The 15,718-nt window shown below is 63.3% G+C and carries 12 protein-coding genes, 1 CRISPR repeat array and 1 riboswitch (1 of these 14 running past the window's edge); of the genes, 7 read left to right on the top strand and 5 right to left on the bottom strand.

Annotated features, from left to right (window positions below):
• Window positions 1-431: direct repeats of the CRISPR family, unit length 37 nt; unit sequence GTTGATCCCTACCTTTTCCCCGCAAGGGGACGGAAAC; it reaches 209 nt to the left of the window's first position.
• A gap of 58 nt (window positions 432-489) precedes the next feature.
• Entirely contained in the window at window positions 490-1,620 is a 1,131-nt protein-coding gene (locus CYA_RS05200) for an LptF/LptG family permease (protein ID WP_011429983.1), read from the bottom strand.
• A 188-nt stretch (window positions 1,621-1,808) separates the two neighbouring features.
• On the bottom strand, window positions 1,809-3,026 hold the full coding sequence (locus CYA_RS05195) for a pentapeptide repeat-containing protein (protein WP_011429982.1): 1,218 nt from the start codon (window positions 3,024-3,026) through the stop codon (window positions 1,809-1,811).
• A gap of 163 nt (window positions 3,027-3,189) precedes the next feature.
• On the opposite strand from CYA_RS05195, the gene CYA_RS05190 reads away from it, so the two are divergent.
• From CYA_RS05190 to CYA_RS05160, 7 genes are all read left to right on the top strand, one after another.
• Window positions 3,190-4,980 (top strand): DUF1565 domain-containing protein, encoded by a 1,791-nt coding sequence (locus CYA_RS05190; RefSeq protein ID WP_228375463.1) that lies wholly within the window; start codon window positions 3,190-3,192, stop codon window positions 4,978-4,980.
• Window positions 4,981-5,071: 91 nt separating this feature from the next.
• A riboswitch (cobalamin riboswitch) is annotated at window positions 5,072-5,213 on the top strand.
• A 39-nt stretch (window positions 5,214-5,252) separates the two neighbouring features.
• Window positions 5,253-7,196 carry a TonB-dependent receptor gene (locus CYA_RS05185; RefSeq protein ID WP_011429980.1) on the top strand — a complete coding sequence of 648 codons (1,944 nt, stop codon included), beginning with the start codon at window positions 5,253-5,255 and terminating at the stop codon, window positions 7,194-7,196.
• A 97-nt stretch (window positions 7,197-7,293) separates the two neighbouring features.
• Window positions 7,294-7,710 carry a DUF1636 domain-containing protein gene (locus CYA_RS05180; RefSeq protein WP_011429979.1) on the top strand — a complete coding sequence of 139 codons (417 nt, stop codon included), beginning with the start codon at window positions 7,294-7,296 and terminating at the stop codon, window positions 7,708-7,710.
• A gap of 9 nt (window positions 7,711-7,719) precedes the next feature.
• Window positions 7,720-8,589, top strand: a complete 870-nt coding sequence (locus CYA_RS05175; protein WP_011429978.1) for a (2Fe-2S) ferredoxin domain-containing protein — start codon at window positions 7,720-7,722, stop codon at window positions 8,587-8,589.
• Window positions 8,590-8,592: 3 nt separating this feature from the next.
• Window positions 8,593-9,246 (top strand): hypothetical protein, encoded by a 654-nt coding sequence (locus tag CYA_RS05170; RefSeq protein WP_011429977.1) that lies wholly within the window; start codon window positions 8,593-8,595, stop codon window positions 9,244-9,246.
• Between the two features lie 48 nt (window positions 9,247-9,294).
• Complete coding sequence (locus CYA_RS05165) at window positions 9,295-11,331, top strand: ArsA family ATPase (RefSeq protein WP_228375462.1); 2,037 nt, start codon at window positions 9,295-9,297, stop codon at window positions 11,329-11,331.
• Between the two features lie 56 nt (window positions 11,332-11,387).
• Window positions 11,388-11,861 (top strand): MAPEG family protein, encoded by a 474-nt coding sequence (locus CYA_RS05160; protein WP_228375461.1) that lies wholly within the window; start codon window positions 11,388-11,390, stop codon window positions 11,859-11,861.
• On the opposite strand, the gene CYA_RS05155 is transcribed toward CYA_RS05160, so the two are convergent.
• The 3 genes from CYA_RS05155 to CYA_RS05145 are packed head-to-tail and all read right to left on the bottom strand — an operon-like array spanning window position 11,858 to window position 15,707.
• A complete protein-coding gene (locus CYA_RS05155; RefSeq protein ID WP_041438220.1) occupies window positions 11,858-12,886 on the bottom strand; it encodes a DUF3326 domain-containing protein in 1,029 nt (342 codons plus the stop codon). The genes CYA_RS05160 and CYA_RS05155 overlap by 4 nt on opposite strands.
• Before the next feature lie 16 nt (window positions 12,887-12,902).
• Window positions 12,903-14,372, bottom strand: a complete 1,470-nt coding sequence (gene hemG, locus CYA_RS05150) for a protoporphyrinogen oxidase (protein WP_228375460.1) — start codon at window positions 14,370-14,372, stop codon at window positions 12,903-12,905.
• Window positions 14,373-14,411: 39 nt separating this feature from the next.
• Complete coding sequence (locus tag CYA_RS05145; RefSeq protein ID WP_041438218.1) at window positions 14,412-15,707, bottom strand: homoserine dehydrogenase; 1,296 nt, start codon at window positions 15,705-15,707, stop codon at window positions 14,412-14,414.
• Window positions 15,708-15,718 lie beyond the last annotated feature (11 nt).

Genomic DNA, 15,718 nt, shown 5'->3' with positions numbered 1-15,718 from the left:
CCAGAGGGGGTGCCCCGAGTTGATCCCTACCTTTTCCCCGCAAGGGGACCGAAACCCCGGTATAGTCGGAGCCGCTTCCCGAGTTTTATTACAGGTTGATCCCTACCTTTTCCCCGCAAGGGGACGGAAACGTACGCGGGGAGCAAGCGGAATCCGCAGGCTTTCGCCGTTGATCCCTACCTTTTCCCCGCAAGGGGACGGAAACCCTTTACAAGTGCTATAAGCACCTGGTTCTGGATTTGGTTGATCCCTACCTTTTCCCCGCAAGGGGACGGAAACCCTATTTCCCATCCGGTTTCCCGGATTAGCCAACCGTTGTTGATCCCTACCTTTTCCCCGCAAGGGGACGGAAACAGCTCTCGGAGCACGGACCCCCGAATGGCTGCTTGCACAGGTTGATCCCTACCTTTTCCCCGCAAGGGGACGGAAACTATAGGGATCCGGTGGATCCCTGGTTAGGTCGGGGGTTGCTCTGCCCAGAAGGGATCCCTAGCGCAGGAAGCGGGCCAACAGCAGCAGGCCGAGGCCGCCGAAGAGGATGTTGAAGCTCCAGGCTGCCGCCCAGGGGGGAAGGGCTCCTGCTTCGCCCAGGCTGCGAGACACACTCAGCACCACGTAGTAGGCAAACACCAACAGGATCCCGAAGACGACACCCCCATAGCGGCCCACCCGCCGCGCAGTGGTGGATCCCAGGGGAAGGGAGATCAAGACGGCAAAAAAGCTGGCCAAGGGCAGGGAAAAGCGCATGTGGAACTCGGTGCGCAGGGGCTGGGTATTGAGGTTGGAGCGGGCCAGGCGGGAGATGCGCTCCGCCAGCTCCGGCAGGCTCAGCTCGTTGGGCGGAACCGGCGGCTGCATCAGGGCGGCCAGATCTTGGGAGACCTCTAGCGGCTTGCGGTCGAAGGGCTCTTCGGCCAGGCTGAGGCCGTCAGGGCCGTAGCGGTGGGTCACCCCTTCGCTGAGGGTCCAGTCCAGGCCATTCCACACCGCCTGGGCCGCCAGGGTCACCTCTGCCAACTGGTACTTGCCCCCCGGCAAGGGATCCACCTGCAAGATGGTGACATCCTGCATGGTGTTCAGCCGCGGATCCACCTGGCGGATGAAAAACCAGAGGTTGTCTTCCGTCCCGCCAACGCGGGCGGTTCTGAAAAAGACGTCGTATTGCACCGGGGTGGTGGCCCGGGCCAGGAGCGCCTGCTGGTCGATCTGGCGGATTTCTCGTTTGCTGGCCGGCAGGAGCACGTTGCTGATCCAAAAAGCGCTCAGGCTCATGAGCAGCCCCACCAGCAACAGGGGACGAAAAATGCGCGTAAACGGGATCCCGGCTGCCCGCATGGCGGTAATCTCGCTGTTGCCGCTCAGCTTGCCCAAGGTGAGCATGGTGGCAAAAAAAGCGGCGATGGGCATGCCCAGCAGCACCATCTCCGGCAGATCCAAAATGAGAAGGCGCAACACCGTCAGGGGCGGCACGGATCCCTCGACCAGCCGCTCGGCCAAGGTAAAGAGCCGGCCTGCCAAAAGCAGCAGGGTTCCCCCAGCTATACCGGCCAGCACCGGCGTGAGCATCTGCCCAAACAGGTAGCGCTCCAGCAGCCAGAACTTGGTGAGCAAGCGGGCCATGTCCAACAATTGAGGGATTGGGGCTATTTCAGGCTAGCTTGAACGGTTCTCCGGCAGGCCCTCACCCCCAGCCCCTCTCCCAGAGGGAGAGGGGAGCTGGGATCAACTCACAAGCTGTTTCATGGCTGTTTGCCATGACCATGGCAGCGCTGGCGTTGAACCCAGGTTTGCCGGCCATTGGCTCTGGATCAAGGCCTCCGGGAGGCCGGCGGCTCGGCAGGAGGGGGTAAGGGCTCGGTTTCGCCGCCGGGATCCAAACGGCTGGCCGAGGAGTTGAGGGGAAGCGGGGGCTCAGGATCCAGCTTGGCTCCCCAGGCGGCCAGGTAGGCTCTTTGTTCGGGGGAAAGGCGACGCACCCGGCGAAAGTCCGCGCCGGCCACGATGGCGCCGGCGTAGGCCCCGCTTTTAAAATCGGGCTTTTTTCCTGGCTGAGCCGGAGAAGCCGTCTGCAGGGATCCCACAAACAAGAGGGCGCGGTAGAGATCGGCGCCGCGCAGGTCGGCATTGCGCAGGTTGGCCCCGCAGAGGTTGGTGTGGCTGAGGTCGCAATCCCGCAGGTTGGCTCTTTCCAGGCTGGCCTCGCTGAAGTCCACCCCCCGCAGCAGGGTGCCATGCAGGTCGGCCCCTTCCAGCATGGTGCCCAGATTCACCACCCGGATCCCGTTGAGGCGATCCCGCTGGTAGCCGCCTTTGCCGTCCAGGATGGGCCGGCCCAGGTGTTCGTCGCGGCGCAGGGGGCTAAGCAAGTTAGCGGTGGAGAGGAAGCGCAGGATCTTGGCTTTGCCAAAGCGATCCACGCCGTTGAGGAGCGCCGCCGTGCGCCCGGCCGCAATGGCCCGCTCCAGGGGCCAGTCGTCCAACTGCCCGTCAGGGGAGAGAACCAGGTTGGAGATGCCCTCGAAGTAGGCGTCGATGGTCTGCTGCTGGGTGATGATGTTCTGCTGGATGGTGAGGTCGCGGGAGATGACGTACTGCCGCCAGGCGATGTAGGCGGCCAGGAGGGCGATCAGGATCTGACCTGTAGCCCCGAACACCTCGCCCAAAGCCCCGATGGCCTCCCAGCTCAGGGATCCCAGGGCCGAGAAGGCTCCACTCCAGACCAATCCTCCCATCACCGCCAAGCCGAGAGCTGCTGCCGCCCACCCCAGGCTGGGCCAGGTGGTCAGCCACTGCCAGAGGTCGCGCCCGATCTGCACCCAGAGCGGCTGCCCCCACCAGCCGGCCAGGCCCAGCCAAGCCAGCACCGCCCCCCAGCCCAGGGCCGGCTGCCCTGCCCACTGGCCCAGCAGCAGCAGCAGGGCTGGGATCCCCAACAACAGCAGGTTGAGCAGGGGGCGCCCAGACGAGAGGGAAGCCAGCGGCAACTCTTGGGAGGAGCCTTCGCGGGCAAGGGCTTCGTCGGTCATGGCAAGGGTATACTCTAGGGGTAGCGTTAGATCTACAAAAAGAAGCCCGCGTCAGTCCGTATTTGGAGTTGGGGAAGAGGGCAGGATCCTGCCTGTCAGGTTTGGTAGGATAGCCTCGACCCTCCTTCCTTCTCTGGCCCAGCCTGGTGTGGGGATGACTCCTATGATCTCTTCCTTATCGTTCATCCGTCTGCAGAAATCCGGCGAACACCAATTTACAGCAGTCCTGCCTGACTTGCGGTTGCAGCGTCACGGCTCCGCGACGCTGACGCGACTGGCCACCTCTTTGCTGTTGAGCACCAGCTTACTGCTGGCGGCAGGAAGGGATCCCAGTTGGGCGCAAACTTCCCTGGACACCGGCCTTTTGGAGAAGCAGGCCCTGCCCCAAGCGCCGCCGCTGCCGGACGACCGCCCCGCCATTTTTGTGGATGCCGCCAATGGCAGCGATACCCAAGGGGATGGATCCCGCAACAACCCCTTCAAGACCATCACCCATGCCATCAGCCGGGCGCCAGCCGGCAGCATCATCCAGCTTCTGCCGGGGGTGTACAGCGCAGAAAGCGGCGAAGTCTTCCCCATCCGCCTCAAGGCCGGCCTTATCTTGCGCGGGGACGAGTCCACCTTGGGAGAGGGCTACCTGATCGATGGCGGCGGCACCTACATGAGCCCGACCTTGGCCCGGCAAAACGTTGCCCTGCTGGCAGAGACCGGCTCAGAGGTGCGGGGGGTTACCCTGCGCAACCAGGGTCGGCGCGGCTACGCCCTCTGGGTAGAATCGGCTTCCCCGCGCATTCTCAACAACAGCTTTGTGGGCAGCATCCACGACGGCATTTTCATCGCCGGCGCCTCCAACCCCTGGATAGAAGGCAACCGCTTCTACAAAAACGGGGCCAACGGCATCTCCGTCTTGGGCACCTCCCAGCCCACCATTGTCAACAACCTCTTCCAAGAGACCGGCTTTGGCCTCACCATCGACCAGCGCTCGGCGCCGATTGTGCGCAACAACCGCATCCTGCAAAACCGCACCGGCATTGTGGTCGGCGGCAGCGCCCGTCCCATCCTGCGCAACAATCTCATTGCCCGCAACCTGGAGACTGGCCTGACAGCTATCACCACCGCCCAGCCAGATTTGGGCACGGCTTCGGATCCCGGCAACAACATCTTTGAGGGGAACGGCCAGTACGACATCCACAACGCCACCCGCGGCCTGCGCCTCAACGCCAATGGCAACCAACTGGCCGGCAAAACCAAAGGGGAGCTGGATCTGGCCGGCCAGACCACGGTGGCTGCGCTGCCCAGCAACGCCCCGCCACCCATTGCGGCAGGCGGCTTGACGCTGCCCACACCTCCGCAGGCCGAGCCTCCGGCTCCCAGCAGGGATCCCCAGCCGGCGGCGGCCTCTCCCACCTTGCCGGTGGTGACGGTGCCCCAATCGACTGCCCCCGTTCCCCCTCCTGCAGCGGGATCGGGAGGGCGCATTTTGCCCAGTGCCCCCCCTCAGCCGGCAGGCGCTCAACCCCAGGAGTTTGTTGCCGTCCCCTTCACCCCCGATGGCTCCACCACGCCTGCCCAACCGGTTGAGCCTGCTCCTGCCACTCCCGTCCGCCAGCAATCTGTGGCTCCTCTCACGGATATTACTACCCTCCTGCCACCCCCGGCTCGCCGACAAGCGGGCAGCAGCCCAACAACCCCCCCTGTTCCCGTTGCCGCGGCTCCAGAACCGGCGGTAGCCCCAGCAGAGTCGGCCACCCGCTTTCGTGTGCTGGTGACCCCCAAGGGCAGCGACGATTTGCAGCGGCTGCGGCAGCTCGTCCCCGAAGCGGTGGAGACCGTGTTCAACGGCAGGAGGGTGCTGCAGGCCGGCCTCTACGACAGCCGCAGCCAGGCCCAGTCAGTCTTGGATCGGCTGTTGGACGCCGGCTTTGACGCGGTGGCGGAGATGATCTTCCGTTGACCTCACTGCCCAGGGATCCCCCCCGGCAGGATAGGAACTCCCCAGCAGGGAATGTATGATGCCTAGCACGGCTTTTTCCAGAGCAATGGGGAGGAAAGCCGTGCCGTCAGGTTGTCCTGGGGATCAGCCAGGGCAAGCAATGGGGAAAGTCCGGTGCAAATCCGGCGCTGTGCCGCAACTGTGATGGGCTGAGGCCCTCAGTCAGGATGCCCGCCTGCGGCTTTGGCTCAAAGCTTAGCCCTTCCGCGTCGCACGGAAGCAGGAGCAACCGGATGAAAGTAACTGTATGTCTCAGCCTTGGGCTGGGGATCTTGAGTTTGGGGATCCCGGCCTGGGGGCAGGCAATCTTGGATACCGGCCTCAGCGCCGAGATTTTGAATCAACCCGTCACCACCCCGTTTCGCCGTCCCGGCCTGCTGCGAGAGTCTTCCCGCCCAGTCTATGTCATCACCCGCCAGCAGATGCGCCAGCAAGGGGCAAGGACGGTGCAGGAAGCCCTGCGCTACTTGCCCGGGATCCTCAGCGATGGCACAGCGGGAACTCAGTTGGGAGCTCTTAGCTCTCAATTCATGCGAGGGGCGCGAACGGCGCAGGTATTGGTGCTCTTGGATGGCCGCCCTCTCAACGATCTGGGTTTTTTCGGGGGGTTTGACCTCTCGCAAATCACCACCGATGTCGTCGAGCGAATTGAAGTCTCCCCCGGCGGCGGCTCTACCCTGTACGGCTCAGACGCCGTTGGCGGCGTGATCAACATCGTCACGGTGGAGCCGCAGCCAGAAACGGAGACGGTGCTGGAAGCGGCGGTCGGCAGCTACGGTCTCAATGAGCAAGGGATCCAAAGTCGCGGCCAAGCCCAGGATCTGGGCTGGGTGCTCAGCTATCGCCGTCTGCAAAGTAACAACGACTTTCCCTTTGCCATTGAGCGGCTGGGCAAGTCAGGCAGGCGGGAAAACTCGGCGGTGGAGTACCACAACTTGCAGGCCAAGCTCACCTGGCAACTGGCCGAAGATCAAGTCCTAACAGCCAACGCCCTCTACCTCAACAAAGCCTTTCGCGTGCCCGGTAGTGTAGAGTTTCCCTCTCCCGACGCAGAGCAAAACACCAACGATCTGCTGCTGGATCTCAGTTGGCTGTGGACTCAGGAAACAGGATCCCTGCAGGCAAGAGTCTTTTTGGACGATCTCAACTACCGCTTCAGCGCTCCGCAAAGCCAGGGATCCCGCGACGTCATCTTGCGCAATGGCTGGGGATCCCAGCTTCAATATGCTTGGCAGGCCGGCGAAAACCTAGAGGGAGTTTTGGGGGCAGATTATCGCTCTATCTCAGCCCGCAATACGACTTTTTCTTTTGCCAGGGGTTCTGCCAATATCAACTACGACGATACGGTTAACCAGGGGGCCCTGTTTGCCCGCCTGGACTACAGCCCGGATCCCCAGTTCCACCTCGACCTGGGCATCCGTCAGGACTTCAGCAGTTTGGCCAACGGCTCGGCCACCTCGCCGGCTGTGGGGATCCGGTGGGCAGTTGCCGAGGGAACTACCTTGAGGGCCAGCTACGCCGGCAGCTTTCGCACTCCCTTGATCTCGGAATTGTTCTTCCGGCTGCGCGGCTTTTTTGAAGTGGATGGCAACCCCAATCTCCGCCCAGAGCGAGGGGAGAGCTTGGACATCGGCCTGGATCAAACCTTGGGAGATTTTGGCCTGCTGCGCTTAACTTTTGCCCACAACCGCATCCGCGATGGCATCACCTTTGTCAGCCTTGGGCCGCGCCGGGGAACCTATGAAAATATCGGGCTGGTCGAATATACCGGCCTGGAAGCGGCTTTAGATTTGCGTTTGGGGGAAAACTGGACGCTTTTTGCCAACTATACCCTCAATGATCCCATCATCCGCGCTGCCCTTAACCCGGCCACAGTTGGCAAAGAGCTAGCCTTTGTAGGAGCCGATAGCTTCAATCTAGGCCTAAGCTACCGCCACGAGCAGGGCTGGTACGGCTCGATTTTGGTCCATCACATTGGGAGCTTTTTTACCAACAATGCCAATACGGAATCCCTGCCAGGCTACACCACCGTGGCTCTGCGCGGCGGGATCCCGTTGGCTGAGGCCCTGAGCCTAGAGTTGGGGATCGACAACCTGCTGGATGAGCAGTATGAAGTTTTCCCCGGCTATCCCGGAGTTGGCCGCACGCTGAGGGTGAACTTGCGGGGGCAATTTTAGCGATATCCCAGGCTGTTTTTAACTCTCCGGCTGACCACTTTTAGCGAGAACTTTCCAAGTTGATTGTCTGCTTTACGGTTTAGTTTGGATGCAACTTATGGCGATCTCAACCAACTCTCTATCTCCTAACTTTTCTCCATCGACAACTTCGGCTCAAGCTGAGGCCGAACATTACCTCTGGATCTGCACCACCTGCGGATCTCGCTGGGTGAACGGCCAAAAAGAAGGGACTAGCAAAGGAGAAATGCTCCTGGCCGCCTTGCAATCGCAAGTGCTCAATTCCCAATTGCACCTGAAGCCAGTTGCCTGTATGAGCGGCTGCAGCCATGCCTGCGTGATTGCCCTAGCAGCCCCGGGGAAGATGACCTATGTCTTTGGCGATCTCGATCCAAAAGATGTAGAGCCAATCTTACAAACGGCGGAGCTGTATTTGACAAAGCCCGATGGGATCCTGCCCTGGGCAGAGCGCCCCATCAAAAAGGGGGTGATTGCCCGCATTCCGCCAATCCAATAGGAGCAACCTATGGCCGCTTTCAGTCCCTGGATCACGCCCTTAAACCAGACTTGGCAAGAGGTTTCCCCCACCGGCTGGACAACCGTTTACGAAGGGATCCCGGCTCACATCGACTGTCTTGGGCCATTGCTCTATGAGCTCTTTCAGGAGCGCTGGGCCGAGATCCAAGTGGGCCAGGTGGTGGAGGGAGGAGTGCTGGAGGCGGCCTTCAAGGATCCCCCTGCTCTCTGTGTGCTCTACGACGGCTATTTGACCGTGGCCACCGAAACTTGGCATTTGCACCTGTGTCTAGAAGAGCACCAGGGCGGCCCCTACAGCAGAACTCCACCTGAGCTGCGCCGCAAAAGATTGGTCGGCCGCGCCGCCCTCTATCGCCGCCTCAATCCGCAGGGCCAGCCTCGCCAATGGGGGATCCAATTTTGGAACGGAGCAGAGGAATCGCTGCTGCAGATCTTTTTGCCCAGTCCCTTTTTGGGGCCAGGAGAAGACTACCTGCCCGAAGGCAAAGCCGACTATCAGAAGCTCTCCCTTTATGAACGCCTGCGGGCCATTTACGTCGAGGGAAAAGAGCGGATCCCGTATGAAGATAACCCCCTCAAGCGGCCCTATTTGGCGGTTTGCCGTTCCAGCCGCTGCTATCCTTCTCGCCACTATCAGCCCGTTGTGGAAGCTCTGCAATCGGCCCTGCGGGAAGCCAATTTGGATATTCAGGTCATTACTTCCGGATGCCTAGAAGTCTGTCAACAAGGGCCGGTGGTTTTTTACTCCGGAGATCGCACCTGGTACAAGCGGGTTACCCCCCAAGTAGCGCGGCAAATTGTCCAGGAGCATCTGCTAAAGAACTGCCCCTTGAAAGCTCACCTTTTTCCTGGAGATTAGCCTATGGTTAGCCTACAAGCTCTTGTCCAGTCCATCCCCAAGCCTCGCCGCGGGATCCCAGAAGTAATTTGGATCCAAGCCAGCCGAGATCTAGCCCAAGGTCGATTTTGGCCCAGCCTATTTACCACCATCGGCTGCCTGAGCAACATTGCCTATACCTGCACGCTTCCTTTTGTAACTGTTGGCATCATCGCGGGCACCACGTTAACTCGCCAAAGGGCAATTATTAGCGCTTCGATGATTTGGCTGGCCAACCAAATCTTTGGCTACACCTGGCACAACTATCCCCGTACACCTGATTCTTTTGCTTGGGGGTTGGTCTTGGGGATCGGCACGGTGGGGGTCGCTTTTGCTGCCGGCTACCGACCTCTGTTTTCTCAGTCCAAACCTATTAGGCCAAGGCAATTGCTGCTGAACTATCTTTGGATCCCAGCCATGCTGATCCTAGGGTTCCTTGCTTTTGAAGGGCTGATCTTGGCAGCCGGCCTGGTTCTGGGCGGAACGGAGGGCTTGACCCTGCCCATCTTGGCCAAGATCTGGCTGGACAACTGGCTGTGGACGGGATTTTGGCTTGGGATCCACGCGCTGCTGGCGTGGGACAGAGGACGCCGGTTGTGGTGGGAGAGGGGAAACTTCGCTGATCTGGAGCATCCCTAAGGGAGATCCAGGCCACAATGGGGGTGACCTGTGCCAGAAGGGATCCCTTTGCAGCCTGCTCAACTCGATTGTGGCGGGAGCGCTTTCCGCCTGTCTCTCCTTTCTCCTTGCCAGCGTCTGCTGCTGTTTAGCGGCAAGGGGGGCGTAGGCAAAACCACCCTCACCTGTGCCCTGGCCCGTCACCTGGCCCAGGCGCAACCAGAGCGCCGTCTGCTGCTCCTGTCCACCGATCCGGCCCACTCCCTGGGGGATGTGCTGGGGATCCCGGTGGCCGACGTTCCCCAGCCCCTGCCGGATTGGCCCAACTTGCAGGTGCGGGCTCTCCAGGCCGAGGTGTTGCTGCAGGATTTCAAGCAGACCTACGGCCCGGCTCTGGAGCTGATTGCCGAGCGGGGCAGTTGGCTGGCCAAGGAAGATCTCCTGCCCCTTTGGGATCTGGACTGGCCGGGGGTGGACGAGCTGATGGCCATCTTAGAGGTCAACCGGCTGCTGGCGGGCCAAGAGGTGGATACAGTTATCCTGGATACCGCCCCCACCGGCCACACCCTGCGGCTGTTGGAACTGCCCGACTTTCTCGACAATTTGCTGGCGGTGTTTGCCACCTTCCAGGCCAAGCACCGCGAGGTTGTCCAATCCCTCACGGGCGCCTATCGACCGGATGAGGCCGACGCCTTCCTGGCCCGCTTGCAGAGCGAGCTGGAGGGGGGCAAAGCCCGCCTCACCGACCCGGAGAGCACTGCCGCCTGGCTGGTGCTGATCCCGGAGCCGTTGAGCGTGGCGGAGACGCGCCGCTTTTGTCAACAACTGCAAAGCCGCCGGGTGCCCATTGGCGGCCTGTTGGTCAACCAGGTGTTGTTGGGAGCCAGCGGGAGAGCGTCGTCTGGGATCCCGCCGTCCCCCCTCTACCTGGCCCGCCAGCAGGAACAGCGGCGCTGGCTAAAAGCGCTCCAAGAGGAGCTGCCTGGCTATCCCATCTGGGTTTGTCCCTATCAACTGGAGGAGCCCATTGGGCCGGCGGCCCTGGACAAGCTGGTGCAGCAGCTTCGTCCCTTGCCAGAGGTGCTGCTGCAGTTGGAAGAGATTCCCGCTAGCCCAGGGGAGCCTGTCGGCGGGATCCCCTCCCCCCCAAGGGTGGCCCTGCCAGATTTTTTGGCCCAAGGGATCCGCCTGCTGCTGGTGGGAGGCAAAGGCGGGGTAGGCAAGACCACGGTGGCCGGGGCGCTGGCCTGGAACTTGGCCCAACGCCATCCCGACCGGCAGCTCTTGCTGGTCTCCATCGACCCGGCCCACTCGCTGGGGGATCTGTTCGGGGTGAAATTGGGGCAAGATCCGCTGCCGCTGCTGCCCAATTTGCTGGGGCAGGAGATCGAGGCGGCGGCAGTGCTGGAGCGCTTCCGGCAGGAGTACCTGGAAGAGGTGGCGGCCATCTTGGCCGGCGAAGGGACGGCGGGGGTGGAGGTTCAGTACGACCCCCAGGCCTGGCGGCAGCTTTTGCAGATGGCTCCACCGGGCCTGGACGAGGTGATGGCCCTGCTGACGGTGCTGGAGCAGGAGGCCAGCGGCCAGTTCAACCTGGTGGTGGTGGATACAGCCCCCACCGGCCATCTCCTGCGCTTTTTGCAGATGCCGCAGGCCCTGGAAGGCTGGGTAAGCCTGGCCCTCAAGCTGTGGCTAAAGTACCGCGACGTGGTGGGCCGGCCAGAATGGGCGCAGCGGCTGCGGGATCTCTTGGCCCAGGTGCGGCAGCTCCGGCAGCGGCTGCGGGATCCCCAGTTTGCTAGCTTTATCCCCGTCTTCAACCCCGAACAGGCAGTTCTGGCGGAAACTGAGCGCCTTCTGGCAGAACTGGATGCCCTGGGGATCCCTCATCCCTATGCCGTTCTCAACCGCGTGTGGCCGGAGGATTCCACCCCCTTTGGTGCAGCTCTTCGGCGCCGCCACCAGGCCATCCTGGCCCAGTTGCCCCAGCGCTTTCCCCAGCAGGCCATTGTCACCGTCCCTTTTCTGCACCCACCCAGCTTAGAGGCCATCGGGGCTTACCTGCTGGCTTCCTCTAGCCCGATGTTGCCAGAAACCTCCACCTAGCGCCTGGCAGAGCCGCTAGCCTGGAAAAGGTGCCAGTGCGGCTTTTCCCCCTCACCTTGCTGCTTTTGCCTATGGTGTTCAACCTCCCCCTGCAAGCCATTCCTCTGTTCTCCATCGCAGCGGCCATCCTGTTGGTGTACCTGCCTATGGGCGTGGTGGGCTATGCCCGCGCCCGCGTCGGCTACGATCCCCATGCGCCGCGGGCGATGTTCGACCGGCTGCCTCCCTACGGCCAGCGGGCTACCTGGGCCCACGCCAATGGCTTCGAGGCCCTGGGCACCTTTGCGCCCTCAGCTCTAGTAGCCTACGTCACCGGCCCCCACCCGGATCCCTGGCTGTTTGGGCTCAGCGGCGACGAAGGGGTGGCCCTGCTCTGCGGCGTTTTCTTGCTGGCGCGGCTGCTCTACAACTTCTTCTACATTGGCGACATTCCTATCGGGCGCTCCCTCTCCTTCTTGGTCGGGTCGCTGGCCACGCTGGGCCTGCTGCTCATTGGCCTGTTGCCGTTTCTGGGCCAGAACCTGGCCTAGCCGGGCAGTTGCAGGGAAGACAGGGCCACCCCAGCCCGGTGGGCCACCACCACGCCAATGGCCTCTAGGTAGGAGCTAACTGCCAAATGGGGGATCCCCAACTGGCGAGGGTGGACCTGCATCACCGTGGCGTTCTCTTCGACGGCGATAAACAGGGGCGGGCGGGGGCGGCTAGCTAGGTAGAGCAGGCCGGGGCCGCCAAAGGCAGTGGCCGGGGCAATGACGCTATCCACCTGCTCGGCCGTCAGGTCGCCCGGCTGGGGAGGATCCCCCCTCTTGACAAACTGGGGGGCATAGCTCAGCCCCGCCAAAACCGAGGGCAGGAAGGTAAACCCCACCTCTTCAGCGGCAGCCCGGGGGTGAACCGGCTTAGGGTCAGGATCAGGGTAGAAGGCAGGAGCGTGGGCACAAGGGATCCCCAGCTCCCGCACCACCAGGTGGCTGAGGATGGCCTCGGCCCCAGCCAGGGGATCGACCCCCTGCCCCTGCTCGTACCGGCTGAAGTCCAGATCGTCGGGGAAGCGGGCCACCACGGCAAGGGCCTCGGCTCCCGCGCAGAGCAGCTCGCGGGCGGCCTCCAGGAGCGCCTCGGGATCCTCTAGGGATCCCTGGCTGGCCCCGGCAGGGGAGAAGCTGACGGCAACGCCCAGGGGTCGAGGAGTCAAGCGCAAGGGGCCGATGTCCAGCCCCAGCGTGGCCTGGGCGGCCTGCAAAACCTGCAGGTGGCGTTGGCGCAAGTCTTCTGGGATCCCGGCATCCAGCACCACCCCGACGCGGTTTTGCCGCACCGGCCTGAGGAACCACTCCCCGGCACAGAAGCGATCCAGGCCGTACCCTTCCACGTAGAGCACATTCCCCATCGGCCAAAACAGGGTGGCGCCGTTGAGCACATTGGGATGGGTGATGAGGCAGTCGACTGCAGCGGCCAAGGCGCGGGCCACCGGCAGGGCATCGCCGGCAAAGCCACCCACGCGGGCCCCAATGCCCGTGGGAACCAAAAGCAGCGCCGTGTAGGGGCGACCCATTGGCCACTTGGGAGGACTAGACCTGGGACAACAGCTGCTGCGCCAGCGCCTCGGCCCGCCGCACGCAATCGCCCAGGGCCACGCCATCGAGGTAGTTGGCGCATACCCAGATCCCTGGCGTCTGGGAGGCCAGGTGGGCCTGCACCTGGGCTATGCGTTGCCGGTGGCCAAGGGTGTACTGGGGGATGGCGCGGGGCCAGAGACGTTCGCCCAGGTAGACGGGCTCGGCGCGGCGGGTGAGCAGAACCTGGCTAAGCTCGGCGTGGGCAATTTGCGCTCGCTCCTCAGGAGACAGCGCAGGGATGGGCGGGATCCCCCGCCGGCGGGCCAAGGCCGCATCGGTGGCGCCGCCCAGGAAGCTGAGGAAGCTGTGGTAGCCCTGGGGAGCCCGCTCTGGAAAAAGGCAGGAGGCCCAGATCGTGCCCAGGGTGCGCAGGCCCTGGGAACGGGGGATGAGGTGGCCAAAGCCCCGCAGCGGCTGGGGCAGGGCCTCTTGGGGATAGGCCAGAGCCACCACCGCCACCGGCGGATAGAGGATCTCGGCCAAGAGCTGGCTGGCCGGGGGGTTGAGCTCCTGTAGCAGCGCGGCAGCCTCGTAGGCGGGGAGGGCCAGCACCACCTGGCGGGCAGCCACCCAGCGGGATCCCTCTGGGGTCTCAAAGCCCACCCAGTAGAGCTCTCCCGCCCGCTTCAGCTGCAGCGCTCGCCAACCCAGCCGCAGGCTGTCGCCCAGCTTTTGGGCTAGGGCCTCTGGCAACTGCTGCAGCCCCTGCCTCAGATTGCCCAGTTGGCCCCGTTTGGGCGGGGGTTGGATGGCCGCAGGAGAAGGCTGGGGTCTTTGGCGCAGAGCCTGCAGGGCGCCGGCAAAGAGGCTGCCATAGCGCTCCTCCAGGCCCGCCACGCGAGGGAAAGCCGCCACGGCGCTGAGCTGATCCGGATCCCCCGCATAAACCCCCGAGGTAAAGGGCTCCACCAGGCGCTCGGCCACTTCGGATCCCAGTTGTCGCCGGAAAAACTGCCGCACGGTTTCCTCGTGCCCTGGCGGCGGCGGGACAAACCCCAGCAGGCCCTGCAGAGCCCGCAGCTTGCCGCCCACGCTGAGCAGCCGTGATCCCAGGGCTGCCGCGGGGCTCAGAGGCACCGGCAACAGCGCTCCTTCCCAGTAGATGTAGCGGGGCAGCTTGGCATCGGCCAGCACCAGTTGGTCGGTCAGGCCCACCTCAGCAATGAGGTTGAGCAGGGCAGGGGTGGGGGTAAAGCTATTGGGGCCTTCCTCCCAGCGGTAGCCGTCTTTGGACTGGGTGGAAATGCAGCCGCCGACGCGGGAGCTGGCCTCCGCCAGGAGCACCGCTTGAGGGGATCCCCCCCTAGCCGATAAACCCTGCTGCAGGCGCCAGGCCAGCGTCAGGCCGCTGATGCCCGCCCCAATGACCACCACCTCCGCGTTAAGGGGTTCAGGAGTTGCAGGATTCACTGCCGCTTCCAAGGTGTTTTTCCTCCATCACGTCCGGGGGGCCAATCTTCGTTAGCGCAGTACGCGAAATAGGCTGGGGATCTCGGCCACCTGGGGAAGCTGCTGGATCTCGGCCAGCGCCTGGCGGCAGTCGGCCTCGCGCACGCTGTGGGTGAGGATCACAATCTCCGCCAACTCCTGGTGGCACTCCTTTTGGGTGATGCTCTCCAGGCTTACCCCATGGCGGCCAAAGCAGGTGCCGATGGCCCCCATCACCCCTGGCCGGTCTTGGGCCAACACCCGCACATAGAACTCCGACTGCACCTCCGCCAGCGGCAGCAGCGAGGCAATAGGGGGAGAGGCAGGCAATCCCCACAGAGGATTGGGGAGATGGGCCCCTGTCTGCAGGTGGGCAAGCAGGGTGAGCAGATCCCCGACCACCGCGCTGGCGGTTGGCCCCCGGCCCGCCCCTGGCCCTGAGAGCACCACTTGCCCCAAGGGATCCCCTTGCACCCAGACGGCGTTGTCCACCCCGTGGATGTTGGCCAGCGGGTGGGTAACCGGCAGCAGGGCGGGGTGGACGCGAATATCCAGGGTTGGTTCACCTCCCTGCCCCTCGGCCCTTTGGGCGATGGCCAAAAGCTTAAAAGTATAGCCCCACTCGCGGGCGTAGCGGATGTCGGTGGAGCTGATGCTGCCGATCCCTTCGCAGGGGATGGCCTGTCGCGGTACCGACACCCCAAAAGCCAGGCTGGCCAGAATGGCGATCTTGTCCGCCGCATCCCATCCTTCCACATCGGCGCTGGGATCCGCCTCGGCGTAGCCGCGGGCCTGGGCCTGGGCCAGCGCTTCGGCAAAGGAGCTGCCCTCCTGGGTCATCTGGCTGAGGATGAAATTGGTGGTGCCGTTGACGATGCCCCAGACCGCCTGGATGTGGCTAGCCCGCAGCGACTGTTGCAAAGCCTGGATGATGGGGATCCCACCCCCCACCGCTGCCTCCAGCAACACCGCCACCCTGGCCTGGGCGGCAGCCTGGAAAATCTCCTCGCCATAGCGGGCAATGACCGCCTTGTTGGCTGTGATCACCGGCTTGCCGTGGTCGATGGCCTTTAGGATCAGGCTGCGGGCCGGCTCCAAGCCGCCCATGAGCTCAATCACCGCGTCAATTTCGGGATCCGACACAATCCCCTCTAGGTTCGTGGTCAGGCGCTCGGGCGGGATCGCCACCTGCCGCGGCTTGTCCAGGGAGCGCACCCCCACCGCCGCAATCTCAACTGCCTGCAAGAGGGGGTGAGGAGGGCGCTGTAGAATCTCGACCACGCCCGTGCCGACCGTACCCAGCCCCAATAGCCCAACCCGATAGACCACAGCCGCTCCCT

Source organism: Synechococcus sp. JA-3-3Ab, assembly GCF_000013205.1.
Classification (GTDB): Bacteria; Cyanobacteriota; Cyanobacteriia; order Thermostichales; family Thermostichaceae; genus Thermostichus.
Note: the sequence above shows the minus strand (reverse complement) of the source record. Positions and strands in the feature narration are given on the sequence as shown.

Bases quoted from the DNA above. Each gene is read 5' to 3' on its own strand.
- CYA_RS05170 (WP_011429977.1), top strand. From the start codon at position 8,593: ATGGTTAGCCTACAAGCTCTTGTCCAGTCCATCCCCAAGCCTCGCCGC.
- CYA_RS05180 (WP_011429979.1), top strand. From the start codon at position 7,294: ATGGCGATCTCAACCAACTCTCTATCTCCTAACTTTTCTCCATCGACA.
- CYA_RS05155 (WP_041438220.1), bottom strand. From the start codon at position 12,886: ATGGGTCGCCCCTACACGGCGCTGCTTTTGGTTCCCACGGGCATTGGG.
- CYA_RS05200 (WP_011429983.1), bottom strand. From the start codon at position 1,620: ATGGCCCGCTTGCTCACCAAGTTCTGGCTGCTGGAGCGCTACCTGTTT.
- CYA_RS05185 (WP_011429980.1), top strand. From the start codon at position 5,253: ATGAAAGTAACTGTATGTCTCAGCCTTGGGCTGGGGATCTTGAGTTTG.
- CYA_RS05190 (WP_228375463.1), top strand. From the start codon at position 3,190: ATGATCTCTTCCTTATCGTTCATCCGTCTGCAGAAATCCGGCGAACAC.
- CYA_RS05195 (WP_011429982.1), bottom strand. From the start codon at position 3,026: ATGACCGACGAAGCCCTTGCCCGCGAAGGCTCCTCCCAAGAGTTGCCG.
- CYA_RS05175 (WP_011429978.1), top strand. From the start codon at position 7,720: ATGGCCGCTTTCAGTCCCTGGATCACGCCCTTAAACCAGACTTGGCAA.